Genomic DNA, 24,971 nt, shown 5'->3' with positions numbered 1-24,971 from the left:
AGCACCGGTGCAAAGGCACACGTTGCTCTGAAAAATCTCACGGTGGAAAAAACAGACAGAAATATAGTGAATGTGCGGAGGTTATGACAGAACTATTTCAACCCCCTCGCGCGCAATAGCACGAGAGGGGGGTTAGGGGAAAAATTAGCCGGTATTACGCATACCTGCCGCCACGCCGGCAATGGTGACCATCAGCGCTTGTTCAACGCGAGGATCGGGCTCTTTGCCCTGTTGTTCCGTCAGTCGCGAGCGGTGTAACAGCTCGGCCTGCAGAACGTTCAGCGGGTCGGTGTAGATATTCCGTAACTGGATAGACTCGGCAATCCACGGGAGATCGGCCATCAGATGTGAATCGTTGGCAATCGCCAGCACCACTTTGATGTCTTCTTCCAGCAGTTCGCGCAGCTCCTTGCCCAGCGGCCACAGCGCTTTCGCGACCAGGCGCTGATCGTAATATTCCGCCAGCCACAGATCCGCTTTCGAGAACACCATTTCCAGCATGCCGAGACGGGTGGAGAAGAACGGCCAGTCGCGGCACATCGCTTCCAGTTCGCTCTGCTTACCATCTTCCACCACTTTTTGCAGCGCGGTGCCGGCACCGAGCCAGGCTGGCAACATCAGGCGATTCTGCGTCCAGGCGAAAATCCACGGAATAGCGCGCAGAGATTCCACACCACCGGTCGGGCGACGTTTCGCTGGACGCGAACCGAGCGGCAGTTTGCCCAGTTCTTGTTCCGGCGTTGCGGAGCGGAAGTACGGGACAAAGTCTTTGTTTTCACGCACGTAGCCACGGTACACGTCACAGGAGATGACTGAAAGTTCGTCCATGATATGACGCCAGGCGTCTTTCGGCTCTGGCGGCGGCAGCAGGTTCGCTTCCAGAATGGCGCTGGTGTATAGCGACAGGCTGCTGACGGTGACTTCCGGCAGACCGTATTTGAAACGGATCATCTCGCCCTGTTCGGTCACGCGCAGACCGCCTTTCAGGCTGCCCGGTGGTTGTGAAAGCAGGGCGGCATGGGCCGGTGCGCCCCCGCGACCGATAGAACCACCGCGACCATGGAACAGCGTCAGTTCGATACCGGCTTTCTCGCAGGTTTTGATCAACGCATCCTGCGCCTGATACTGCGCCCAGGAGGCGGCCATTACGCCGGCGTCTTTTGCCGAGTCGGAATAACCAATCATCACCATCTGCTTGCCCTGAATCAGACCGCGATACCAGTCGATGTTCAGCAGTTGGGTCATGACGTCGTCGGCATTGTTCAGGTCGTCAAGGGTCTCGAACAGCGGGGCCACCGGCATGGCAAAGCCAATTCCGGCTTCTTTCAATAGTAGATGCACAGCCAGCACGTCAGATGGCGTTTTTGCCATTGAGATGACGTAGGCAGCAATCGACCCTTTCGGCGCTTCGGCGATGACTTTACAGGTGTCGAGCACTTCACGAGTGTCATTACTCGGCTCCCAGTTGCGCGGTAGCAGCGGGCGTTTGGAGTTCAGCTCACGGATCAGGAAGGCCTGTTTGTCCGCTTCTGACCAGCTTTCGTAATCACCAATGCCGAGGTAGCGGGTCAGTTCACCCAGCGCTTCGGTGTGGCGGGTGCTTTCCTGGCGGATATCAATACGCACCAGCGGGACGCCAAAACATTTCACACGACGCAGGGTGTCGAGCAGTTCACCGTTGGCGATAATGCCCATGCCACAAGCTTGTAACGACCGGTAGCAGGCGTACAGCGGTTCCCATAGCTGTTCGTTTTGCGTCAGCAGACCTGCCGGTTTCGGCAGCTTCTCGCCTTTCAGACGCGCTTCCAGCCAGGCCTGGGTTGCCATCAGGCGCGAGCGCAAGTTTTTCATCAGATAGCGGTAAGGCTCCGAAGCGCCTTCTTCACCGACCATCGCTAACAGTTCCGGCGTGGCATCGACCATCGACAGCTCGGAAACCAGAACCTGAATATCTTTCAGGAACAGGTCGGTTGCTTTCCAGCGGCTCAGCAGCAGAACGTGGCGGGTGATATCTGCGGTTACATTCGGGTTGCCGTCACGGTCGCCGCCCATCCATGAGGTGAAACGGACTGGAACGAAATCAACGGGTAACTGGTAGCCCAGATTATCTTCCAACTGTTCGTTCAGCTCGCGTAAATAGTTCGGTACGCCCTGCCACAGGCTGTTCTCGACCACCGCGAAGCCCCATTTGGCTTCATCAACCGGGCTTGGGCGCAGCTTACGAATTTCATCGGTGTGCCAGGACTGGGCAATCAGCTGACGCAGACGGCGCATCAACTGGTGGCGTTCGTATTCAACGATATCTTTGTTATCGAGCTGCTTCAGACAGGCGTTGATTTCGCCCATTTTGTGGATCAGTGTGCGACGGGTAATTTCCGTCGGATGTGCGGTCAGCACCAGCTCAAGAGACAACGACTCTACCGCTTTTTTGATGATGGCGTCGTTCAGCTCTGGCTGGTTTTTCAGTTTACGCAGGGTGCGGGCAATCACTTCCGGGTTGCTGGCGCCTTCGCCTTTTGGCGAGCTGCTGTGATATTGCTCGGCGGTGTTGGCCAGGTTCAGGAACTGGCTAAACGCGCGTGCGACCGGCAGCAACTCGTCATTCGACAAATTCTGTAACGTGGTGAGCAACTCCTGGCGATTTGCTTCATTGCCAGCGCGTGAGGATTTAGACAGCTTACGGATTGTTTCTACGCGATCAAGAATGTTCTCTCCCAGCGCATCCTTGATGGTTTCTCCCAGCACTTTGCCGAGCATACTGACATTACTACGCAACGCGGAATATTGTTCGTTCATATTAACCCAGACACCCCATCTTTAATCTATGAGTCCTGTATCTTTCACGCCACAGCGGCGTTGGCTGCGCTCGCCCACCCAGGTCACTTACTTATGTAAGCGCCCTGGAATGGGCTTGTTTGCCGCCTTGCTGTGACACGAAATCTTTCGGACTTTGTTTAGTAGTCGTCTTTTATAAAGCCACGTAAAACCCGTGGCGTCAATTGCGGCGAAATCGGTTCAGCAAACGAATAAATGCGGGTAATTTACGAAATTTAATTCATATCCAGCCAGATAAGAAATGCTTATCGGAATGTGAAAATGCATTGCCGGATGGCGCTGCGCATATCCGGCCTACCATCGGAGGTAGGCCGGGAAAGCGGGTAGTTCGATCAGTGCCAGCAGAAGTGGTGCACGACCTGGGTGATTAACTCACGGGTGGGCTTAATAAAACGCGTCTCGAGATATTCGTCAGGCTGGTGCGCCTGATTGATTGAACCCGGTCCCAACACCAGCGTTGGGCACAGGGTCTGAATAAACGGCGCTTCGGTGCAGTAGTTCACGACATCGGTTTTTTCGCCCAGCAGTTTCTCCACTACCTCGACAAGCTGATGGTCTGGCGGACACTCGTAACCAGGGATCGGCGGATGGAGTTCGGCAACGGTCAGACGACCCGGCCAGCGTTCGCTCACTGGCGCCAGGGCTTCCGTCAGCAAACCATCCAGATCGCCCAGCGTCATGCCCGGCAGCGGACGGATATCCATATGCAGTTCACAGCAGGCACAAATTCGGTTCGACGCATCGCCACCGTGCAGACTACCCAGATTCAGGGTGGGATATGGTACGGTGAACGCGTCGTAGTGATAACGCTCTTTCAGAGTATCGCGCAGTTGCATAATGCGACCAATCGCGTCGTGCATCAGTTCGATGGCGTTCACGCCGCGTGCCGGATCGCTGGAGTGACCGGACTGGCCCATCACCCGTACCGCCGTCGAGATATGACCTTTGTGAGCGCGAATCGGCTGTAGCGACGTGGGCTCACCGATGATCGCGCAATCAGGACGAATCGACGCGTTTTCCGAGAAGTAACGTGCCCCCGCCATACTGGTCTCTTCATCTGCCGTCGCCAGGATGTAGAGCGGTTTTTTCAGTTGTGTCACATCAACGTCGCGAAGCGCGTCGAGAATAAATGCGAAGAAGCCCTTCATATCTGCGGTACCCAGACCGTAGAGCTTATTGTCATGCTCGGTAAGGGTGAAGGGATCGCGCGTCCAGCGCCCATCGTCAAACGGTACGGTGTCGGTATGACCCGTGAGCAGTAAGCCGCCTGCTCCTTGTCCGGTGCTGGCCAGCAGATTGAATTTATTGCGGGTTCCCGGGACCGGTTGAATCTCAACGTTGAAACCGAGATCGCTGAACCAACCCGCCAGCAGATTGATTAAAGACTCATTGCTCTGATCCAGTGCTTCTTCGGTAGCGCTGATGGACGGCGTGGCAATCAGCGCGCGGTAGATCTCGATAAATGGCGGTAAGTTCATTTTCATTGTTGACACACCTTAGGTCGTGATAGTATCAATATTCATGCAATAAATATGCATAAAAATACATTAACGTTGAGCATAAAGGAACCTGATGTTGAATACGCTGATTGTAGGCGCTAGCGGTTATGCGGGCGCAGAGCTTGTAAGCTACGTGAATCGCCACCCTCATATGACCATAACCGCTTTGACCGTCTCAGCGCAAAGCAATGATGCGGGAAAGTTAATTTCTGATTTGCATCCACAGCTTAAAGGCATCGTCGATCTGCCGTTGCAGCCGATGTCTGATATCAGCGAGTTTACCGATGGCGTGGATGTGGTGTTTTTAGCCACCGCCCACGAAGTCAGCCATGACCTGGCGCCGCAATTTCTGGCTGCCGGTTGCGTGGTCTTCGACCTTTCCGGTGCCTTCCGCGTGAACGATGCCGGCTTCTATGAAAAATACTATGGCTTCACCCATCAGTATCCCAACCTGCTTGAGCAGGCGGTCTACGGTCTGGCGGAGTGGAGCGCCGACAAACTGAAAGAGGCGAATCTGATTGCGGTGCCGGGGTGTTATCCCACGGCGGCGCAACTTTCTTTGAAACCCCTGATTGATGCCGGACTGCTGGATTTGACGCAATGGCCGGTGATCAACGCGACCAGCGGGGTGAGCGGAGCGGGACGTAAAGCGGCATTGTCTAACAGCTTCTGCGAAGTGAGCCTGCAACCGTATGGCGTGTTTACCCATCGTCATCAGCCGGAGATCGCCACCCATCTGGGAACGGACGTGATTTTCACCCCGCATCTGGGCAATTTCCCGCGCGGGATCCTGGAAACGATCACTTGTCGACTGCAGCCGGGCGTGACCGCTGCGCAGGTCGCGCAGGTATTACAGCAGGCGTATGCGGATAAACCGCTGGTGCGTCTGTATGACAAAGGCGTTCCGGCGCTGAAGAATGTCGTTGGGCTGCCGTTCTGCGATATCGGTTTTGCCGTGCAGGGTGAACATTTGATCGTGGTGGCAACCGAAGATAATTTGTTGAAAGGCGCCGCCGCACAGGCAGTGCAGTGTGCCAATATCCGTTTCGGCTTTGCTGAAACGCAGTCTCTTATTTAAGGGTGCAATGATGAGTCCATTAATTATCAAGCTGGGTGGCGTATTACTGGATAGCGAAGAGGCGCTGGAGCGTCTTTTTACTGCGCTGGTGAACTATCGCGAGTCGCATCAGCGTCCGCTGGTCATTGTCCATGGCGGCGGTTGTGTCGTTGATGAGTTGATGAAAGGGCTCAACCTGCCGGTGAAAAAGAAAAACGGCCTGCGTGTGACGCCTGCTGACCAGATCGACATCATCACCGGTGCGCTGGCGGGAACGGCGAACAAAACGCTGCTGGCCTGGGCGAAGAAACACCACATCGCCTCCGTAGGCCTGTATCTTGGCGATGGCGATAGCGTAAAAGTGACCCAGCTCGACGAAGAGCTTGGCCATGTTGGACTGGCGCAGCCGGGTTCACCTACGCTGATTAACACGCTGCTGGAAAATGGTTTTCTGCCAGTCGTCAGCTCGATTGGGGTGACGGAAGAAGGGCAGTTGATGAACGTGAACGCGGACCAGGCGGCGACAGCGCTGGCGGCGACGCTGGGCGCGGATCTGATCCTGCTTTCCGACGTGAGTGGTATTCTCGACGGTAAAGGTCAGCGCATTGCTGAAATGACCGCCGCGAAAGCGGAACAGCTGATCGACCAGGGTATTATTACCGATGGCATGATTGTGAAGGTCAATGCCGCGCTGGATGCTGCACGCACGCTGGGTCGTCCGGTGGATATCGCCTCCTGGCGTCATGCCGAGCAACTCCCGGCGCTGTTCAATGGCACGCCGATCGGTACACGTATTCTGGCGTAATTCTTTTTGTGCCCGATGGCGACTACGCCTTATCGGGCCTACGAAACACAACCTGTAGGCCGGATTAGCGCAGCGCCATCCGGCAATTCGAGAAATTAAGGAAGCAAGTTATGGCACTTTGGGGTGGGCGTTTTACTCAGGCAGCAGATCAGCGGTTCAAACAGTTCAACGATTCGTTGCGCTTTGATTACCGCCTGGCGGAGCAGGATATTGTTGGCTCTGTGGCCTGGTCCAAAGCGTTGGTTACCGTTGGCGTGTTGACCGCTGACGAACAACTTCAGCTCGAAGAGGCGTTGAACGTACTGCTGGAAGAGGTTCGCGCTAATCCGCAGCAGATCCTCGAAAGCGATGCCGAAGATATTCACAGCTGGGTGGAAGGCAAACTGATCGACAAAGTCGGTCAGTTAGGTAAAAAGCTGCATACCGGGCGTAGCCGTAATGATCAGGTCGCTACCGATTTGAAACTGTGGTGCAAAGTGACGGTGACCGAACTGCTTACCGCCAATCGTCAGTTGCAGAGCGCACTGGTCGAGACGGCGGAAAATAACCAGGATGCGGTGATGCCGGGGTATACCCACCTGCAACGTGCGCAGCCGGTGACGTTTGCGCACTGGTGCCTGGCGTATGTCGAAATGCTGGCGCGTGATGAAAGCCGTCTGCAGGACGCGTTAAAGCGTCTGGACGTTAGCCCATTAGGCTGTGGCGCGCTGGCCGGGACCGCCTATGAAATCGATCGTGAACAGCTGGCGGGCTGGCTGGGATTTGCATCGGCCACGCGTAACAGCCTGGACAGCGTATCGGATCGTGACCACGTGCTGGAACTGCTGTCCGACGCCTCTATCGGTATGGTGCACCTGTCGCGTTTTGCCGAAGATCTGATTTTCTTTAACACCGGTGAAGCGGGCTTTGTTGAGCTTTCCGATCGAGTGACCTCCGGTTCTTCATTGATGCCGCAGAAGAAAAACCCGGACGCGCTGGAGTTGATTCGCGGTAAATGTGGCCGTGTGCAGGGCGCATTGACGGGCATGATGATGACGCTGAAAGGACTTCCACTGGCCTACAACAAAGATATGCAGGAAGACAAAGAAGGCTTGTTCGACGCGCTCGACACCTGGCTGGACTGCCTGCATATGGCTGCGCTGGTGCTGGACGGCATTCAGGTGAAACGTCCGCGTTGCCAGGAAGCGGCGCAGCAGGGGTACGCTAATGCTACCGAACTGGCGGATTATCTGGTCGCGAAAGGCGTGCCGTTCCGTGAAGCGCACCACATCGTCGGTGAAACGGTTGTTGAGGCGATTCGTCAGGGGAAACCGCTGGAAGACCTGCCGCTCGCCGATCTGCAGAAATTCAGTAGCGTCATCGGCGATGACGTATACCCGATCCTCTCTCTGCAGTCGTGTCTGGACAAACGTGCCGCGAAGGGCGGGGTGTCTCCGCAGCAGATTGCACAAGCGATCAGCTACGCGAAGGCGCGTCTGGCATAACGGGTATTCTGGCTTATCTGGCCTGGCGAGATGCCAGGCTTTTTTATGCCATCACGCGAAGATTACTGTCCGTAATAAGCATTCGCGCCGTGTTTTCTCAGGAAATGTTTATCCAGCAGCGTGGGTTGCATGGCGGGAATTTGAGGTTGTAACTGCTGAGTAAACAAATTCATATAAGCGATTTCTTCCAGTACCACGGCGTTATGCACGGCGTTAGCAGGATCAGAACCCCAGGCGAAAGGCCCATGGCTGTTGACCAGTACCGCCGGGATCTGTTCCGGTGAGAGCCCGCGCTGCGCAAAGGTTTCGATAATCACGCTGCCAGTTTCATATTCATAGCGGCCATTAATTTCGTCGTCATGCATCGGGCGCGTGCAAGGAATGGTTCCGTAAAAATAATCCGCATGCGTGGTGCCTAAAGCCATTAAGTCTTTTCCGGCTTGCGACCAGATAGTGGCGTGTCGGGAATGCGTATGTACGATGCCGCCAATCGTCGGGAAAGCACGATAGAGCGCTAAATGCGTGTCGGTATCTGATGATGGCTTTTTATTTCCCTCAATAACGTTGCCGCTTTGTACATCCACCACCACCATATCTTCCAGACCCATATGGTTATATTCCACTCCGGAAGGTTTGATGACCATAATACCTTTTTCACGATCGATGCCGCTGACGTTACCCCAGGTAAACGTTACCAGTTTATGCGCAGGCAGGGATAAATTCGCCTCAAGAACGTGTTGTTTTAACGTATTCATTGTTGACTCCAGAATATAGGAAGCATGTTATTTAACAGCATTAATGACTTAACGATGGATAACATAAAATATGTGCCGCGTTTTTATTTAAATTACGCCGAATAAATAGGATGTAAAACGTAGTCAGGTGCGTCATGGCAAGAAAAAGTCATACTCGGTCACATTCGGGCATATTTGGTCAATCATAAGATGACCATTTATGTTTGTTTGAGTGTTTTCAGGTTACGGCAGGCGTGCAAAACAAGCGTATTTTGTGAGTTTTATCACCTTATATGTTGACTGGTTGCTGTTATTTCATTGTTTATTGTGATGAATATCGTTCAATTGTTCGCGGGCTTTTTCAATGGAATATTTCTTGAAATTAATCACTTTAATTCCGGGTGGAAACGTTAATTATAAGACCATGTAAAATGATACTTAGCGGATCCCTATTATGCTGCAGGCAGAACGTTACAAAATGATTTGTGCCCATGTGCAAAAACAAGGGGCGGTGCGGGTAACGGAGCTGTCGCAATTATGTCAGGTATCACCGGAAACCATTCGCCGGGATCTGAGAGTATTAGAACGTAACAAACGATTGACCCGCAGCTTTGGCGGCGCGGTTTCTCTGGATGCGCCAGAGGCGACGGCAGCGGCGATAGAGGGGACGGCATGGCAGGCGAGCAGCGTGGACCGCGCCGAATCATTTCGCAAGCGTACCGAGGAACATCCTGATATCAAAACTAAAATCGCCAAGGCAGCGTTACAGTTTATCCATTCTGGCGATTGCATTCTGATGGACAACAGCAGTACCTGCTGGTTTCTGGCCCGGCAAATTCCGGACATTGATATTACCGTGGTGACCAATTCGCTACGCATTATCCAGGCGCTGGCCTGTCGGGATAAAGTGCGCATTATCGGTATTGGGGGTGAGTATTCTGAACGCCACGATGATTTCCATGGACCCGTTGCCGAGAGTGCTATTCGAAATTTTCAAATTAATAGTTTTTTCTTTTCCTGTCAGGGAGTAAATCTGGAAAATGGCATACGTGATGGCAGTGAAATAAATGCCAGATTAAAGCAGGTTATGTTACAGGTTTCCGGGCAAAAGATCCTTCTGGTGGATTCCAGTAAATTTGAACAATACGCCTTCAGTAAAATATGTATGCTGGATGAAATCGATATTATGGTCACCAATAGCTGTATTGATCAACGTTATCGTGCGCAATACCCACAGCTAAATGTGGTGGAAGTCGATAAGTAGTATGTGTTAGCCGTTATCTGAATAATCATGACACCTGTCTGGTTATTCTGCCAGTGCCAGAGGAAAGTCGAAATAAATAAAAAGTCAGGCCAATTTTTATTGGGTATTCCTGGCGTCTGAAGCTATTTCTTAAGGAAATTACGATGAAAAAATTACTCTTACCCTGCCTGATTACTGTTGCATTGTCATCAACCGCCGCGTGGGCTGAACAATCCACGGCGCCGCAAAAAGCCAACAAGCCTTTTACCATGGGCGTGGTTGTGAAAGTCGGCGGGATTCCCTGGTTCAACGTGATGGAACAAGGGATTAAAGAAGAGGGCAAGGCGCTCGGCGTTAATGCCTGGCAGGTTGGCCCAACGACGGCAGACCCGGCCGAGCAGGTGCGGGCCATTGAAGATTTAATCGCTAAGAAAGTCGATGTGATTGGCGTGGTGCCGAACGATGCGAAAGTGCTGGAGCCGGTACTTAAACGTGCCCAGGAAGCCGGTATCAAAGTGATTACCCATGAATCACCGGATCAGGCTAATGCTGACTGGGATTTTGAGCTGCTGAACACCCAAACCATGGGCGCCAATCATATGAAAGATATGGCGAAGTGCATGGGTGAAGAAGGCAAATACGCCATGTTTGTCGGCAGCCTGACGGTACCGCTGGTGAATGACTGGGCCAATGCCGCGATTGCTTATCAAAAAGAACACTACCCGAAAATGACCCTGGTGGAAGATCGCTTTGGCGTGGCGGAATCGGTGGACGATTCCATGCGCACTGCGAATGACCTGATGTCCAAATACAAAGATCTCAAAGGCATTATGTCGTTCGGTTCTCAGGGCCCGATTGGCGCAGGCCGCGCGATTGATAAGCGTAAGAAAAACGATGCGATTTGCGTGTTCGGCACCTTCACTCCGGGTCAGGGCATTAAATTGCTGGAGAAAGGCGCGATTGACGGTGGCTACATTTCTAACCCGATGATCGCCGGTAAAGTTTTCGTTCAGGTCGCCACGGCGATGATGAATGGCGAACCGATTAAAGACGGCGTCAAAATCGGCGATATGGGCGAAATCAAAGTCCAGAACAACACCATCCTGAGCGATAACCCCGAAAAGCTTGATGTTGAAAATACCCGGCGTTTAGTGAAGTTAGGTTTGTAGTTTCAGGTCGCATCACCGGGCCGCCAACCGGCCCGGAAATCCTTTGGTCGTTTTCAGGAACAGCATGATGCCGCATATTGCAGAACGAAATGCCAGTGAACCGTTGGTGACATTTAAGTCGCTAAGCAAAAGTTTTGGCGGTCATCGGGCATTAAAGAATATTGATCTCACGTTAAATAAAGGCGAAGTCCACTGTCTGGCCGGAGCGAACGGCTGTGGTAAAAGCACGCTGATAAAAACCCTGTGCGGTGTGTATATCCCGGATGCCGGTAGCGAAATTATTATTGATGATAAATCCTGGTCAAGACTCTCGCCGGATAAAGCCCGTGAGTTAGGCATTCAGGTTATTTATCAGGATCTGTCGTTATTCCCGAACCTCACAGTCGCGGAAAATATCGCCTTTGAAGAAAATCTCAAGGGCTATTTTGGCTGGCACCGCAAAGCCCGTCTTAAAGCGCTGGCGCTAAAAATTATCCACGAATTACATTTCTCCCTCGATCCGGACGCGCAGGTTCAGCATTTACCGATTGCCCAGCGCCAGCAGGTGGCGATTTGCCGCGCGCTGGTGGCCGATGCCCGGCTGGTGATTATGGATGAGCCTACGGCGTCGCTGACGCGCACTGAAGTTAACCAGCTGCTGCGCACGGTCAATTATCTGCGCGATAAAAATATCACCGTGGTGTTTGTCAGCCATCGTCTGGATGAAGTGAAAGAGATTTCCGACCGTATTACCGTGATCCGCGATGGCGAAATCATTGGCACCTGGGCGGCGAATTTACTAACCCCGTCGCGTATTACCGAACTGATGACCGGCAGAACGATTATCCATCAGAAAAAGCTGCCGAACAGCGTGGAAGGAAAAGTGGTGCTGGAACTGAATAATCTCAGTCGGAAAGGGCAGTTCGAGGATATTTCACTGAAGCTTCACCAGGGTGAAGTGCTGGGACTGTGCGGATTGTTAGGCTCAGGGCGAACAGAGCTGGCGTTAAGTCTTTTTGGCATTACCCATCCGGATAGCGGAGAGATTTATCTGGAGGGGAAAAAAGTCACCATCAAAGACAATACGCAGGCCGCGAAACTGGGCATTGCCTATGTCTCTGAAGACCGCCTGACGCTGGGCGCGGTGCTCCCGCAGTCGGTCAGCGACAATATGGTGCTTTCGATCCTTAACCGGTTAAAAACGCCGTGGCATGTTATTGACGAAAAACGGCAGGCCACCCTCGTTCAGGAGTGGATCCAGGATCTGGATATTAAAGTCGCCAATCCCGATAACCCGCTCTCGACGCTGTCCGGCGGCAACCAACAAAAAGTGGTGTTGGCAAAATGGATTTTAACCCGCCCCAAAGTCTTGATCCTCGATGCGCCGACCGTCGGCGTCGATATTGGCGCGAAAGACAGTATTTATCAGCTTATCCACCGCCTTTCCGGCGTCGGTATTTCCGTGCTGCTGATTACCGATGAAGCGCCAGAGGCGTATTACAACTGCGATCGTATTTTCCATATGCAGCGCGGGAAAATTATTAACGAGCTGTTGCCTGCGGACTATACCGAGCAGCAGCTGGCGGAGGTGATTAATGGCTAATGTATTGCCGCTCCGGTTTCCACGGTCGGTGGAAGGCTGGCTGGGCTGGGTCATCGTCCTGATGCTGGCGTTTTTTTCGCTGATGAGTAATGAGTTCCTGTCAATCCAGAACCTGCTCGATCTCACCGAAAGCTACGCGGTGACGGGGATATTCGCCCTCGGTCTGTTTGTGGTGCTTGTCACCGGGGGGATTGATATTTCCTTCGCCGCCGTGGCGTCGGTGGTTCAGTACGTGGTGGCGTCGCTGTTGCTCAGCGGCACCATGACCAGCCCGCTGCTGTGCCTGGGGTTTGCTATCGCGCTGGGTGTGATATTTGGCCTGATCAACGCGATCCTGATTTATTACCTCAATGTGGTTTCCATCATCATCACCATCAGTATGCAGTCGCTGTTGTTCGGCATGCTGATGTGGCTGACCAACGGCCACAGCATCTATGACCTGCCGGACTGGTGGATCACCCAGCGATCGCTGTTTAGTTTTGGTTTTGAAGGAGAAACCTACCAGGTCGGGCTGCCGCTGGTGGTGATGTTGGCGATGGCCTGTTTCACCTGGATGCTGATGAATAAAACCCATATTGGCCGCCAGCTGTATGCGGTGGGCGGCAGTACCGAGTCGGCACGACGTATCGGTATCCGGGTATCGCTGATTTATCTGTTTGCCTACGGGTATCTTGGCGCCGCCGCCGCCATTGGCGGAATGCTACAGGCCTACCGCATGAGTGAAGTGGTGCCTAACGCGCTGGTGGGCGGCGAACTCGATGTGTTGGCTGCCGCCGTGCTGGGCGGAGCCAGTTTGTCCGGCGGGCGCGGTTCGGTGATCGGCACGCTAATGGGGGTCTTTCTGATCGGCATCCTCAAAAACGGTCTTAACCTGATCGGCGTCTCCAGCTACTTCGTGAATATCGTCATCGGCGTGGTGATTGTCTCGGCTATCTGCGTCACCCATTACAAAAAACGTAAAGAAACGGACGTTGGATTCGTCTGACGGGGGGCTTGAAATGAAAAAGCAGGCATTTTTACCGCTTGATGGCACCAGCTCAGGGTTGCTGGCGATCTGTTTCTTCGCCGTGGCGGCGTTCAGTCTGGCGATGCCAGGGCGTTTTTTTACCGACAACACTTTTCTGAGTATCGCCTTTCAGCTACCGGAACTGGGGCTACTGACCTTCGCGATGTTTGTCCCGATGCTGAGCGGCGGTCTGAATCTGGCGATTATCGGTACCGCGAATCTGACCAGCCTGTTTATGGCCTGGCTGCTGATCCAGTATGTGCCGGCTGACGCGTCCACCGGTATGCAACTGTGGTGGCTGTTTCTGGCGCTGCTGGGTGCGATGGCGATCGCCATGGTGATCGGCGCACTCACCGGGACCATTATTTCCCGCGTTGGCGCGCACCCGATTCTGGTGACGCTGGGCAGCATGACCATTATCAGCGGCATCGGCGTTTACCTGACTAAAGGCGCGGCGCTAAGCGGTATGCCACCGGTGGTGCGCAGTATCGGGTCGGAAGTGATCTTTGGCATTCCGGTGCCGATGGTGATTTTTATCGTCGCTACCCTGGGTCTGGCGCTGTTCCTCGGCAAAACCCGTACCGGGAAAATCATCTATATGTGCGGCAGCAACATCAATGCGACCTGGTTTAGCGGCATTCGCACCCACCGTGTGTTAATGGCGATTTATGCGATTTCCAGCCTGCTGTGTGTGCTGGCCGGGCTGATTATGCTGGCCCGTTTTAACTCCGCCCGTATGGGCTATGGCGATTCTTATCTGCTGCTGACGGTACTGGCGATTGTGCTGGGCGGCACCGATCCCTTCGGCGGCTCAGGCAAAGTCAGCCACGTCTTTTGCGCCTTGCTGGTGCTGCAGGTGATCGCCACCGGCCTGAGCCTGTTAGGCCTCAGCCTGCATTTCAATCTGGCGGTCTGGGGTATCACGCTGATAGCAGCGCTGGCGTTTAAATTCTTTAAGCAAAAATGGCAGGCACAGCGCGCCATGAATCACAGCCGAAAAGCGTTACAACAACTGGCCACTCGTGAGGGAAGATAATGCGTAGCCACCCGTTAGGTATTTATGAAAAGGCGCTACCCGGAAACACCAGTTGGGTAGAAAAACTGGCACTGGCAAAATCCTGCGGTTTTGATTTTGTCGAAATGTCGGTGGATGAGAGCGAAGAGCGGCTGGCACGCCTCGACTGGTCTCTCGCGGAGCGCATGGAAATCATCAGCGCGATCCAGAAAACCGGGGTGCGCATTCCAACGATGTGCTTATCCGCCCATCGCCGCTTCCCGTTCGGCAGCCACGATAGCCAGACTCGCCAGCAGGCGCGCGCCATCATGCAAAAAGCGCTGCGGCTAGCGCAGGATCTAGGGATACGGACCATCCAGCTTGCCGGTTATGACGTTTATTATGAGCCACAGAATGAAGAGACTATCGCCTGGTTCGAAGATGCGATGGCCTGGGCCGCGGAGCAGGCTGCTGCTGCGCAGGTGATGTGTGCCGTGGAAATCATGGATACGCCTTTCATCAATTCCATCAGTAAATGGAAAGTGCTGGATGAAAAAATTAACTCGCCGTGGTTCACCGTTTACCCGGACGTCGGCAACTTAACTGCCTGGGGTAACGAACTGGAGAGCGAACTGGCGAAAGGCATCGACCGTATTGCCGCGATCCATCTCAAAGACACATTCCCGGTGACGCCGGATTCGCCCGGGCAATTCCGCGATGTGCCCTTTGGCGAAGGGTGTGTGGACTTTATCAAGCTGTTCAAAACGCTACGCCGCCTTAACTATCGGGGAACCTTCCTGATTGAGATGTGGACGGAAAAGTCCGCCGAGCCGTTGTTAGAAATTATCCATGCGCGCCAGTGGATAGAGAGCAAGATGCAGGCAGCCGGGTGGTATGACGAACGGCCGCTCATGGCAGGTTAAGGAGATAACGATGAGCCATTACTTTATCGGCATTGATTTGGGCGGCACAGTCACCAAAGCGGGGATTTATACCGCCGAAGGTAGAGAAGTCACCGTTGCGGCCCAAACCTTGCCGCTGCTGAGCCCACAGGTGGGGTGTTGTGAGCGCGATATGAACGCGCTCTGGGCCACCACATGTCTCGTGATTCAGCGCGCGCTGGCCGAGAGCCATATTGCGGCGGAACAGATCCGCGGGATTGGCTTTTCTGCACACGGTAAAGGACTTTACCTGGTCGATAAGTCGGGCAAACCCGTCCGTAATGGCATCGTCTCTTCAGATTCACGGGCGCAACCGCTGGTGGCAAGCTGGAAGGCGCAGGGTGTCGATCGCCAGGCGTACCCGCTCAGTTTGCAACAGCTATGGCCTTCTCATCCGGCAGCGCTGCTGGCCTGGCTGAAACAGCATGAGCCGGAGAACTACGCGCGGACGGGCCACATCCTGATGGCGCACGACTATATTCGTTACTGCCTGACGGATAACCTTGCCTGTGAAGAGACCAATATCTCCGGGAGCCAGTTGTTTAATCAGCAGCGTAATGAGTTCGATCCCGCGCTGTTCGCCCTGTTTGGCATTGAGGAGATGGTGCACTGCACGCCGGGGGTGATAGGTTCTGCCGATCTCGCTGGCTATGTGACCGCCGATGCCGCTACGTTATGCGGGTTGAAGGCAGGTACACCCGTGTTCGGCGGGGTCTTTGACGTGGTTGGCGCAGCCATCACCTCCGGTGTGCATGACAGCTCGCACCTCAGTGCGGTAGCGGGCACCTGGTCTATCGCTACCCGGGTATTCGATCGCATTATTCCGGCGGATTATCCCTATGTGTGGGGTAAATTCAGTGTTCCTGGGCAGTATTTTGCGCATGAAGGCAGCCCCACTTCCGCCAGTAATCTGACCTGGTTTATCAACCATTTTTTCCCGGCGTTGGCGAACGATCACGATACGCTTAACCGGTGGGCGGAGCAGGGGTATCAGAAGCCAGACAGCATTCTGTTTTTCCCGTGGCTGTACGGCTCAAACTATTGCGACTCATTAAGCGGCGGCTTTTTCGGGCTGGCAGGGCATCACGATGCGTCAGACATGGTTTACGCTATCTATCAGGGCATCGTATTTTCTCATTTACTGCATCAGGACCGGATGCTGCAACTCAACGGCGCAACCCAGGCGATTCGTTTTACTGGCGGGCCAACGCATTCGCGCATCTGGATGCAGATGTTTTGCGATGCCAGCAATCTGCCGCTTGAAATTGTCGATGTCGAGCAGTCCGGGTGCCGGGCGGCGGCGATGTGTGCGGCCGTTGGCGTGGGGGATTATGCAGGATTCGCACAGGCGATTAACGCCACTCTGCCGTCGGTGATCAGACTTGAGCCGAATGCCGTAAAGCACAACATGCTGCGTAGCCGGTTTGCGCAATTCAAACGCGTTGCGGATGCATTGAGTGCAATATAACGCTGATTAACTTCATTCCGGCCAGGCACGATGCCTGGCTTTTTTACGCAAAAAAAATGCGGACCACGGGGTCCGCAAAAGTTCACGTTGGCTTTCGTTATTTGGGTAGAGAGAGACTCTCTGAACGGGCAGTGGCTTCAAGGGTTAAACGAGACTGCTCCGTTTCTGTGATGGATTATCAGACAGAAAGCTTGATAGGGATAATCGTTCGTTGCTATGCTACCTATCGCCATGAACTATCGTGGCGATGGAGGATGAATAATGAATATTCGTGATCTTGAATACCTGGTGGCATTAGCCGAACATCGCCACTTCCGGCGCGCGGCGGACTCCTGTCACGTTAGTCAGCCAACGCTGAGCGGACAAATCCGCAAGCTGGAAGATGAGCTGGGCGTGATGCTGCTGGAGCGTACGAGTCGTAAAGTGCTGTTCACCCAGGCGGGTTTACTGCTGGTGGATCAGGCGCGTACCGTGCTGCGTGAGGTCAAAGTGCTCAAGGAGATGGCAAGCCAACAGGGCGAAACCATGTCAGGTCCGCTGCACATTGGTTTGATTCCCACTGTCGGTCCTTACCTGCTGCCGCATATTATCCCGATGCTGCACCAGACTTTCCCGAAGCTGGAAATGTATCTGCATGAAGCGCAGACCCATCAGCTGCTGGCGCAACTGGATAGCGGCAAGCTTGACTGCGTGATCCTGGCGCTGGTGAAAGAGAGCGAGGCCTTTATCGAAGTGCCGTTGTTCGACGAGCCGATGCTGCTGGCGATCTACGAAGATCACCCGTGGGCGAATCGCGAATGCGTGCCGATGTCCGATCTGGCAGGCGAAAAACTGCTGATGCTGGAGGACGGCCACTGTCTGCGCGATCAGGCGATGGGATTCTGCTTTGAAGCCGGTGCTGACGAAGACACCCACTTCCGTGCGACCAGTCTGGAAACGCTGCGTAACATGGTAGCGGCAGGAAGCGGTATTACCCTGCTGCCTGCGCTGGCGGTTCCGCAAGAACGCAAACGTGATGGCGTGGTATATCTGCCCTGCATTAAGCCTGAGCCGCGTCGTACGGTGGGGCTGGTGTATCGTCCAGGATCACCGCTGCGTAGTCGCTATGAGCAACTGGCAGAGGCCATCCGCGGTGCGATGGATGGCCATTTCGACAAGGCGTTAAAAAAGGCGGTTTAAACCATTTAGCGCCGCTACCCGATAGGCTTCCGCCATCGTCGGGTAGTTAAAGGTGGTGTTAACGAAGTACTCAATCGTGTTACCACCACCTTTCTGCTCCATAATCGCCTGACCGATATGAATAATCTCGGCTGCGCGTTCACCAAAGCAGTGAATCCCCAGAATCTCTTTCGTTTCCCGATGGAACAAAATCTTCAGCGTGCCTACGTTCATGCCGACGATTTGCGCGCGCGCCAGGTGTTTAAACTGAGCGCGGCCCACTTCGTAAGGCACTTTCATCGCTGTCAGTTGCTGTTCGGTTTTGCCCACGGAACTGATCTCCGGGATGGTGTAAATCCCGGTGGGAATATCTTCAATCAGGTGCGCGTTCGCTTCCCCTTTCACCAGCGCCTGGGCGGCAATGCGTCCCTGGTCGTATGCTGCGGACGCCAGGCTCGGGTAACCAATCACATCTCCGACGGCGTATACGTGCGGCAGGGCGGTCTGGTACATGCTGTTAACCTTGAGCTGACCACGGCTGTCGGTTTCCAGACCGATATTCTGTAACGCCAGAGAATCGGTGTTGCCGGTACGACCATTGGCATACAACAGGCAGTCGGCCTTCAGTTTCTTACCGGACTTCAGGTGCATGATCACGCCATCGTCGCAGCCTTCGATTTTCTCATACTCTTCATTGTGGCGAATGACGACGCCGCTGTTCCAGAAGTGGTAAGAGAGGGAGTCGGACATCTCCTGATCGAGGAACGCCAGCAGACGGTCGCGGGTGTTGATGAGATCAACTTTGACCTCCATTCCGCGGAAGATCGACGCATATTCGCAGCCAATCACCCCGGCACCATAAATAATCACATGGCGCGGTTCGTGGTGCAGACTGAGGATCGAATCGCTGTCATAAATGCGCGGGTGCGAGAAATCCACGTCTGCCGGATGATAAGGGCGCGATCCGCAGGCAATGACAAATTTCTCTGCTGTCAGGGTTTCAACCGTACCGTCATGACATTCCAGCGCCAGCGTGTGTTCGTCAACAAAATGGGCGTTACCCTGCAAGATCTCGCAGTGGTTACGCTCATAAAAACCCTGCCGCATCCGTGTTTGCTGATTAATCACGTTGTCGGCATGGTTGAGAATATCGGCGAATGAGGAACGAAGCAGGCGGGAATGATCGCTATAAAGGGGGTTCTGATTGAATTCGATAATACGACTGACTGCGTGGCGGAGCGCTTTTGACGGGATGGTGCCCCAGTGGGTGCAACCGCCGCCAACGTTATGATAACGCTCGATAACGGCAACACGAGCTCCTTGCTTAACCAGACCCATTGCAGCGCCTTCGCCGCCGGGGCCGGAACCTATAACTATGGCATCGTAATCGTAGGAATGTGGCATGGTAAGGCTTACCTGTTCTTATACATAAAAGCAACAGAATAGTAACATCATTGCCGGGATAACCCAATTATCGTTGTGCTTTTTTGCGAAGCCGAAGCACAAACTGCGCGTAAACAATCATTCACAAAGCTGAACAAACAGATTAACTTTGAACTCTGGTATAGTGCCGGACAAGGCATACGGAAGGATTCAGACATCGTGATGGGCGTTAGAGCGCAGCAAAAAGAAAAAACCCGGCGTTCGCTGGTAGAAGCCGCATTTAGTCAACTGAGCGCGGAGCGTAGCTTCGCCAGTCTCAGTTTACGTGAAGTCGCACGTGAAGCGGGCATTGCGCCAACCTCCTTTTATCGTCATTTCCGTGATGTTGATGAGCTCGGCCTGACCATGGTTGATGAAAGCGGTCTGATGTTGCGTCAGTTGATGCGCCAGGCTCGTCAGCGTATCGCCAAGGGCGGGAGTGTGATCCGCACCTCGGTCTCCACATTTATGGAGTTCATCGGTAACAACCCCAACGCCTTCCGTTTATTATTGCGTGAACGTTCTGGCACCTCAGCGGCGTTCCGTGCTGCCGTTGCGCGAGAAATTCAGCACTTCATCGCGGAACTTGCGGACTATCTGGAAATCGAAAACCATATGCCGCGTGCGTTTACTGAAGCGCAAGCCGAAGCGATGGTGACGATTGTCTTCAGTGCAGGCGCCGAAGCGCTGGACGTGGGCGCGGAACAGCGTCGGCAGTTAGAAGAGCGACTGGTACTGCAACTGCGCATGATTTCGAAAGGTGCGTATTACTGGTATCGCCGTGAACAAGAGAAGATGCCCCTCATTCCGGGTAACGTGAAGGAAGAGTAATGAAACAGTCAGTTCAGGATAAAGGTACGCTGCTGCTGGCGCTGGTCGCTGGCTTGTCAATCAATGGCACATTCGCGGCGCTGTTTAGCTCCATCGTGCCGTTTTCTGTATTTCCGATTATCTCGTTGGTGCTGACGGTGTACTGTCTGCATCAACGTTATTTGAATCGCACCATGCCTGTGGGTTTACCGGGTCTGGCTGCCGCCTGCTTTATTCTCGGCGTTCTGCTTTACAGCACCGTGGTGCGCGCGGAATATCCGGATATCGGTTCCAACTTCTTCCCGGCGGTGCTGTCGGTCATTCTGGTCTTCTGGATCGGCGTGAAAATGCGTAATCGCAAGCAGGAAGTGTCGGAATAAAGAGGAGAGGCCGGATGAGACGCTTTGCGTCATCATCCGGTTATGACACTCACTTCGCCGTCAACAACACCCCACACTCCATATGGTGCGTATACGGAAACTGATCAAACAGCGCCAGACGTGATACGTCATGCGTCTGGCTTAACGTTTCCAGGTTCTTGCACAGCGTCTCCGGATTACAGGAGATGTACAGAATGCGCGGATATGCCTGTACCATTTTCTCCGTTTCGCTGTCCAGGCCGCTGCGGGGCGGATCGACAAAAATCGTTTCGCACTGATAGCTTTTCAGATCGATACCCTGCAAGCGGTTAAATTCGCGCACGCCGTTCATTGCCTGCGTAAACTCTTCCGCCGCCATGCGGATAATCTGCACGTTATCAATCTGATTCGCCGCAATGTTGTATTGCGCGGCGGCAACAGACGGTTTGGCGATTTCGGTGGCCAGCACACGGTCAAAATTGCGTGCCAGCGCTAAAGAAAAGTTGCCGTTACCGCAGTACAGTTCAAGCAGGTCGCCTTTCGAGCCTTTAGTGACATCCAGCGCCCACTCCAGCATCTGAATGTTCATGGCCGCATTTGGCTGCGTAAAGCTGTTCTCAACCTGGCGATAGATCATTTCTTTGCCCGCAACGGGCAAACGTTCATCAATGTAGTCCTGATCCAGCGCGATTTTGGTTTTTGTCGCGCGGCCAATCAGATGCACGTTCAGGTTCTGCGCACGCAGGGCGTCGCGGAGCGCTTCGGCGGCTTCATGCCATTCGTCGTCCAGCTTTTTATGATACAGCAGCGAAACCACTGCCTGATTACTCATGGTGGTGAGGTAATCAATCTGGAACAGTTTATGGCGCAACACGCGGTTGTCGCGCACGCCTGCGATCATCGCGGTCATCAACTGGTTAATCAGTTCACTCGCCGCAGGGAAGCTGTCGACGCGGATTCGGCTTTTGCTCTGTTGGTCAAAAATGATGTGATAGAGGTCATCGCCATCGTGCCAGATGCGGAATTCAGCACGCATACGGTAGTGACTGACCGGCGAACGAAACACTTCCGGGACAAGGTCAGAAAAGGGCGCCATCATACTCTGCAAGCGCACCACTTTTTCGGCGAGCTGCGCGTCATACTGTTCTGTCGGAAGGTGTTCGGGGGTCATGATGTATCCTGAAAAATAAAAGTACGCGGGGATTGTAGGGATTGCTCAACAGATGTCCAGTCATTGATGATCTCTCATATTTAACAAACACGCTGGACAGTAAGATGTTACAAACTGTAGCATCCGTGTGCCGGTCCTGTGAGTTAATAGGGAATCCAGTGTAAATCTGGAGCTGACGCGCAGCGGTAAGGAAAGGTGAGATGAGAGCGTAAGCAGACACTGCCTGTTGGGTGGGAAGTCTTCATCTCTTATATCCGTGGATAACCTTCCAAGCCCGAAGACCTGCCGGCTAACGTCGCAACTGGTTTTCATCATCGCGTACTATCGGTGGGACCTGCGGCATCCTTCTTATATTGTGGATGCTTTACAATGATTAAAAAAACATCGCTGCTGACGGCGCTCTCCGTCACGGCTTTTTCGGGTTGGGCACAGGATGCCACCCCTGACACGCTTGTCGTGACAGCAAACCGTTTTCAACAACCTGTTAATACCGTTCTGGCCCCGACCGATATTGTCACCCGCGAGGATATCGAACGCTGGCAGTCCCGAACCGTTCTGGATGTCATGCGCCGCCTGCCAGGCGTGGATGTCGCCCAGAATGGCGGCATGGGGCAAAGCTCTTCTCTGTTTGTGCGGGGTACCGAAGCGAAACACGTTCTGGTGTTAGTCGATGGTATTCCGGTCGCCCGTCCGGGCATTACGAATAATTCCGATATTGACCAGATCCCGGTGTCGCTGGTGCAGCGCATTGAGTATATCCGTGGCCCGCGCTCAGCCATTTATGGCTCTGGCGCGATTGGCGGCGTAGTGAACATCATCACTATGACGAGTGAGGAACGTTCGCAGATTAATGCTGGCGTGGGGTCAAAAGGTTATCAGCAATATGACGGTACGTACCGCCAGCGTTTTGGCGATACCGTGGTAACCGCGGCCGGGGCTTATCAGACCACCAAAGGCTTCGACGTTCAGCCGCGTTCCAGCTATAGCGGCGACAGCGATCGCGATGGTTATCGCAATAAACTCTTCTGGGGTGGCGTTGAGCACAAATTTAACGATCAATTCGATGGTTACTTTCGTGGCTACGGCTATGCCAGTAATGCCGATTACGACCAGGGGAACTGGGGATATGACGGCGGAAACGACGAGCACCAGAATTACACTCAGTCGTGGGATACGGGGCTGCGCTTCAATTCTGGAATCTACTCGTCACAACTGGTCGCTAACTACCAGCGAATTAAGGACTATAACTACAGCAGCCTGAATGGGCGCTATGCCACAGGTTATAGCCTTGATGATATGGAACAGCGCTACGTCCAGTGGGGCAACAACGTTATTGTCGGGCACGGCGCTGTCAGTGCTGGTGTCGACTGGAAACAAGAAAAGCTGATGTCCTTCGGCGAGTATGGGACAGACAACTATAAGCGTGATAACACGGGCCTCTATCTCACCGGGCAACAGCAGATTGATAGCGTGACGCTGGAAGCGTCGGGCCGTGAAGACCATGACGACCAGTTCGGCTGGCATGGTACCTGGCAAACAGCGGCGGGATGGCAGTTTGTTGATGACTATAAAGTGACGCTTTCCTATGGCACGGGCTTCCTTGCGCCTTCACTGGGGCAACAGTTTGGTGCGGAGCGTTTTGGGATCGCCTCTAACCCAAACCTGAAGCCGGAAGAGTCGAAGCAGTGGGAAGCCGGATTAGAAGGGCTGACCGGCCCGCTTGACTGGCGTCTGTCGACCTATCGCTACAAAATTCAGAACCTGATCGACTACAACAACAATACCTACTTCAACGTCAAATCCGCGACCATCAAAGGCCTGGAATGGACCGGGAACCTGACGACCGGGCCGGTCGATCATCGCTTAACGTTGCAGTATGTTGATCCGCGTGATGATGAAACCGATCAGCCGCTTTATCGTCGCGCTAAACAGCAGGTGAAGTACGAGCTCAGCGGACAGGTCTACGATCTGGGCTGGGATGTGACCTATCAGTATATTGGCGAGCGTTACGATTACGACTACGACAATTCCCGGAAGGTGAAAATGGGCGGGCTGAGCGTGTGGGACCTCGGACTTTCATATCCAGTCACCTCACATCTCACAGTTCGTGGTAAAATAGCCAACCTGTTCGATAAAGATTACGAGACAGTTTATGGCTACCAAACTGCAGGACGGGAATACACCTTGTCTGGCAGCTACACCTTCTGATCCACGCCCCACCGTGCTGGTATTTGATTCCGGTGTCGGTGGGTTGTCGGTCTATGATGAGATTCGGCATCTCCTGCCGGATCTCCACTATATCTATGCTTTCGATAACGTGGCTTTTCCTTATGGGGAGAAGAGCGAGGCATTTATCGTTGAGCGCGTTGTTGAGATCGTGACGGCGGTACAGCAGCGTTATCCTCTTTCTCTGGCCGTTATCGCCTGTAACACGGCCAGCACGGTCTCTCTTCCTGCCTTACGTGAGAAGTTCGCTTTCCCGGTTGTGGGCGTGGTACCGGCGATCAAACCGGCGGCGCGTCTGACGGCGAACGGGGTTGTCGGGCTTCTGGCCACGCGCGGGACGGTGAAGCGCCCTTATACGCATGAACTGATCGCGCGCTTTGCCAATGAGTGCCAGATAGCCATGCTGGGGTCCGCAGAGCTGGTGGAACTGGCGGAAGCGAAGTTGCACGGCGAGCCCGTGCCGCTGGAAGAACTACAACGGATCCTGCGCCCATGGCTGCGGATGCCGGAGCCGCCTGATACCGTGGTACTTGGCTGCACCCACTTTCCCCTGTTGCAGGAAGAACTCTTACAGGTTCTGCCTGAAGGAACGCGACTGGTCGATTCCGGGGCGGCCATTGCACGACGTACTGCCTGGCTACTGGAACATGAAGCGCCGGATGCGAAATCAGCAGATGCCAACATTGCCTATTGCATGGCGATGACGCCAGAAACTGAGCAATTATTGCCCGTTTTGCAGCGCTATGGCTTTGAATCGCTCGAAAAACTGACGGTTTAACGCTGTTTTGGGTAAATATTACGCACTCGGAAAATTATTTTAAATTTCCCCTTGTCAGCCCGAAATAACTCCCTATAATGCGCCTCCACTGACACGGAACAACGGCACGCAAGCCGCCGGGTCAGCAGGGTTCTCCGGTGAAAACCAGTGATGAACACCGACAGAGAAAAGCAAAATAAATGCTTGACTCTGAAGCGGGAAAGCGTATTATGCACACCCCGCGCCGCTGA

At 53.8% G+C, this 24,971-nt stretch carries 20 protein-coding genes and 1 riboswitch; of the genes, 15 read left to right on the top strand and 5 right to left on the bottom strand.

Annotated elements, in window-relative coordinates; all coding sequences use genetic code 11:
- Positions 1-144: 144 nt before the first annotated feature.
- Positions 145-2,796 carry a phosphoenolpyruvate carboxylase gene (ppc, locus tag HVZ37_RS21140; RefSeq protein ID WP_042998946.1) on the bottom strand — a complete coding sequence of 884 codons (2,652 nt, stop codon included), beginning with the start codon at positions 2,794-2,796 and terminating at the stop codon, positions 145-147.
- Positions 2,797-3,167: 371 nt separating this feature from the next.
- Complete coding sequence (gene argE / locus HVZ37_RS21135) at positions 3,168-4,319, bottom strand: acetylornithine deacetylase (protein WP_181627946.1); 1,152 nt, start codon at positions 4,317-4,319, stop codon at positions 3,168-3,170.
- A gap of 88 nt (positions 4,320-4,407) precedes the next feature.
- Here argE and argC point away from each other — a divergent pair, with 88 nt between their 5' ends.
- The 3 genes from argC to argH all read left to right on the top strand — a co-directional run bounded on the left by argC (position 4,408) and on the right by argH (position 7,680).
- A complete protein-coding gene (gene argC / locus HVZ37_RS21130; RefSeq protein ID WP_044265228.1) occupies positions 4,408-5,412 on the top strand; it encodes an N-acetyl-gamma-glutamyl-phosphate reductase in 1,005 nt (334 codons plus the stop codon).
- Between the two features lie 7 nt (positions 5,413-5,419).
- Positions 5,420-6,196 carry an acetylglutamate kinase gene (gene argB, locus HVZ37_RS21125; RefSeq protein ID WP_086512777.1) on the top strand — a complete coding sequence of 259 codons (777 nt, stop codon included), beginning with the start codon at positions 5,420-5,422 and terminating at the stop codon, positions 6,194-6,196.
- 110 nt (positions 6,197-6,306) lie between these two features.
- Complete coding sequence (argH, locus tag HVZ37_RS21120; protein ID WP_181627945.1) at positions 6,307-7,680, top strand: argininosuccinate lyase; 1,374 nt, start codon at positions 6,307-6,309, stop codon at positions 7,678-7,680.
- A gap of 62 nt (positions 7,681-7,742) precedes the next feature.
- Here argH and araD read toward each other — a convergent pair whose 3' ends face one another.
- Positions 7,743-8,435, bottom strand: coding sequence for an L-ribulose-5-phosphate 4-epimerase (gene araD, locus HVZ37_RS21115; RefSeq protein ID WP_042998951.1), 693 nt, complete (start codon positions 8,433-8,435; stop codon positions 7,743-7,745).
- A gap of 433 nt (positions 8,436-8,868) precedes the next feature.
- Here araD and HVZ37_RS21110 point away from each other — a divergent pair, with 433 nt between their 5' ends.
- From HVZ37_RS21110 to oxyR, 8 genes are all read left to right on the top strand, one after another.
- Positions 8,869-9,678 (top strand): DeoR/GlpR family DNA-binding transcription regulator, encoded by an 810-nt coding sequence (locus HVZ37_RS21110; RefSeq protein WP_042998952.1) that lies wholly within the window; start codon positions 8,869-8,871, stop codon positions 9,676-9,678.
- Positions 9,679-9,821: 143 nt separating this feature from the next.
- A complete protein-coding gene (locus HVZ37_RS21105; protein ID WP_042998953.1) occupies positions 9,822-10,826 on the top strand; it encodes a substrate-binding domain-containing protein in 1,005 nt (334 codons plus the stop codon).
- A gap of 67 nt (positions 10,827-10,893) precedes the next feature.
- On the top strand, positions 10,894-12,408 hold the full coding sequence (locus HVZ37_RS21100) for a sugar ABC transporter ATP-binding protein (protein WP_181628500.1): 1,515 nt from the start codon (positions 10,894-10,896) through the stop codon (positions 12,406-12,408).
- Positions 12,401-13,393, top strand: a complete 993-nt coding sequence (locus HVZ37_RS21095) for an ABC transporter permease (protein ID WP_044328352.1) — start codon at positions 12,401-12,403, stop codon at positions 13,391-13,393. The genes HVZ37_RS21100 and HVZ37_RS21095 overlap by 8 nt, the downstream gene beginning before the upstream one ends.
- A 13-nt stretch (positions 13,394-13,406) precedes the next feature.
- A complete protein-coding gene (locus HVZ37_RS21090) occupies positions 13,407-14,450 on the top strand; it encodes an ABC transporter permease (protein WP_181627944.1) in 1,044 nt (347 codons plus the stop codon).
- Positions 14,450-15,331 carry an L-ribulose-5-phosphate 3-epimerase gene (locus HVZ37_RS21085; protein WP_042998958.1) on the top strand — a complete coding sequence of 294 codons (882 nt, stop codon included), beginning with the start codon at positions 14,450-14,452 and terminating at the stop codon, positions 15,329-15,331. Before HVZ37_RS21090 ends, HVZ37_RS21085 begins: the two co-directional genes overlap by 1 nt.
- A 10-nt stretch (positions 15,332-15,341) precedes the next feature.
- On the top strand, positions 15,342-16,817 hold the full coding sequence (locus tag HVZ37_RS21080; protein ID WP_042998959.1) for an FGGY-family carbohydrate kinase: 1,476 nt from the start codon (positions 15,342-15,344) through the stop codon (positions 16,815-16,817).
- 261 nt (positions 16,818-17,078) lie between these two features.
- Complete coding sequence (gene oxyR, locus HVZ37_RS21075) at positions 17,079-17,996, top strand: DNA-binding transcriptional regulator OxyR (protein WP_042998960.1); 918 nt, start codon at positions 17,079-17,081, stop codon at positions 17,994-17,996.
- Here the strand turns inward: oxyR and sthA are convergent.
- A complete protein-coding gene (gene sthA, locus HVZ37_RS21070; RefSeq protein ID WP_042325654.1) occupies positions 17,979-19,379 on the bottom strand; it encodes a Si-specific NAD(P)(+) transhydrogenase in 1,401 nt (466 codons plus the stop codon). The two genes, oxyR and sthA, sit on opposite strands and share 18 nt — an antisense overlap.
- Before the next feature lie 198 nt (positions 19,380-19,577).
- Between sthA and fabR the strand changes: the two genes are divergently transcribed.
- On the top strand, positions 19,578-20,228 hold the full coding sequence (gene fabR, locus HVZ37_RS21065; protein WP_043001797.1) for an HTH-type transcriptional repressor FabR: 651 nt from the start codon (positions 19,578-19,580) through the stop codon (positions 20,226-20,228).
- A complete protein-coding gene (locus HVZ37_RS21060) occupies positions 20,228-20,587 on the top strand; it encodes a YijD family membrane protein (RefSeq protein WP_042998961.1) in 360 nt (119 codons plus the stop codon). The genes fabR and HVZ37_RS21060 overlap by 1 nt, the downstream gene beginning before the upstream one ends.
- Before the next feature lie 49 nt (positions 20,588-20,636).
- Here HVZ37_RS21060 and trmA read toward each other — a convergent pair whose 3' ends face one another.
- Positions 20,637-21,737, bottom strand: coding sequence for a tRNA (uridine(54)-C5)-methyltransferase TrmA (gene trmA / locus HVZ37_RS21055; protein ID WP_181627943.1), 1,101 nt, complete (start codon positions 21,735-21,737; stop codon positions 20,637-20,639).
- Between the two features lie 114 nt (positions 21,738-21,851).
- A riboswitch (cobalamin riboswitch) is annotated at positions 21,852-22,042 on the top strand.
- Positions 22,043-22,106: 64 nt separating this feature from the next.
- Here trmA and btuB point away from each other — a divergent pair.
- Positions 22,107-23,945: a TonB-dependent vitamin B12 receptor BtuB gene (gene btuB / locus HVZ37_RS21050; RefSeq protein WP_156595539.1), complete on the top strand. Its 1,839-nt coding sequence runs from the start codon at positions 22,107-22,109 to the stop codon at positions 23,943-23,945.
- Positions 23,890-24,741 carry a glutamate racemase gene (murI, locus tag HVZ37_RS21045; RefSeq protein WP_042998964.1) on the top strand — a complete coding sequence of 284 codons (852 nt, stop codon included), beginning with the start codon at positions 23,890-23,892 and terminating at the stop codon, positions 24,739-24,741. The genes btuB and murI overlap by 56 nt, the downstream gene beginning before the upstream one ends.
- Positions 24,742-24,971 lie beyond the last annotated feature (230 nt).

It is taken from the genome of Citrobacter sp. RHB35-C17 (genome assembly GCF_013816795.1).
Lineage (GTDB): Bacteria > Pseudomonadota > Gammaproteobacteria > Enterobacterales > Enterobacteriaceae > Citrobacter_A > Citrobacter_A amalonaticus.
The sequence above is the reverse complement of the archived record's forward strand: the minus strand, read 5'-3'. Positions and strand labels throughout refer to the sequence as shown.

Excerpts from the sequence above, each read along its gene's own strand:
- ppc (WP_042998946.1), bottom strand. The coding sequence starts at position 2,796 with ATGAACGAACAATATTCCGCGTTGCGTAGTAATGTCAGTATGCTCGGC.
- argE (WP_181627946.1), bottom strand. The coding sequence starts at position 4,319 with ATGAAAATGAACTTACCGCCATTTATCGAGATCTACCGCGCGCTGATT.
- argC (WP_044265228.1), top strand. The coding sequence starts at position 4,408 with ATGTTGAATACGCTGATTGTAGGCGCTAGCGGTTATGCGGGCGCAGAG.
- argB (WP_086512777.1), top strand. The coding sequence starts at position 5,420 with ATGATGAGTCCATTAATTATCAAGCTGGGTGGCGTATTACTGGATAGC.
- argH (WP_181627945.1), top strand. The coding sequence starts at position 6,307 with ATGGCACTTTGGGGTGGGCGTTTTACTCAGGCAGCAGATCAGCGGTTC.
- araD (WP_042998951.1), bottom strand. The coding sequence starts at position 8,435 with ATGAATACGTTAAAACAACACGTTCTTGAGGCGAATTTATCCCTGCCT.
- HVZ37_RS21110 (WP_042998952.1), top strand. The coding sequence starts at position 8,869 with ATGCTGCAGGCAGAACGTTACAAAATGATTTGTGCCCATGTGCAAAAA.
- HVZ37_RS21105 (WP_042998953.1), top strand. The coding sequence starts at position 9,822 with ATGAAAAAATTACTCTTACCCTGCCTGATTACTGTTGCATTGTCATCA.
- HVZ37_RS21100 (WP_181628500.1), top strand. The coding sequence starts at position 10,894 with ATGCCGCATATTGCAGAACGAAATGCCAGTGAACCGTTGGTGACATTT.
- HVZ37_RS21095 (WP_044328352.1), top strand. The coding sequence starts at position 12,401 with ATGGCTAATGTATTGCCGCTCCGGTTTCCACGGTCGGTGGAAGGCTGG.
- HVZ37_RS21090 (WP_181627944.1), top strand. The coding sequence starts at position 13,407 with ATGAAAAAGCAGGCATTTTTACCGCTTGATGGCACCAGCTCAGGGTTG.
- HVZ37_RS21085 (WP_042998958.1), top strand. The coding sequence starts at position 14,450 with ATGCGTAGCCACCCGTTAGGTATTTATGAAAAGGCGCTACCCGGAAAC.
- HVZ37_RS21080 (WP_042998959.1), top strand. The coding sequence starts at position 15,342 with ATGAGCCATTACTTTATCGGCATTGATTTGGGCGGCACAGTCACCAAA.
- oxyR (WP_042998960.1), top strand. The coding sequence starts at position 17,079 with ATGAATATTCGTGATCTTGAATACCTGGTGGCATTAGCCGAACATCGC.
- sthA (WP_042325654.1), bottom strand. The coding sequence starts at position 19,379 with ATGCCACATTCCTACGATTACGATGCCATAGTTATAGGTTCCGGCCCC.
- HVZ37_RS21060 (WP_042998961.1), top strand. The coding sequence starts at position 20,228 with ATGAAACAGTCAGTTCAGGATAAAGGTACGCTGCTGCTGGCGCTGGTC.
- trmA (WP_181627943.1), bottom strand. The coding sequence starts at position 21,737 with ATGACCCCCGAACACCTTCCGACAGAACAGTATGACGCGCAGCTCGCC.
- btuB (WP_156595539.1), top strand. The coding sequence starts at position 22,107 with ATGATTAAAAAAACATCGCTGCTGACGGCGCTCTCCGTCACGGCTTTT.
- murI (WP_042998964.1), top strand. The coding sequence starts at position 23,890 with ATGGCTACCAAACTGCAGGACGGGAATACACCTTGTCTGGCAGCTACA.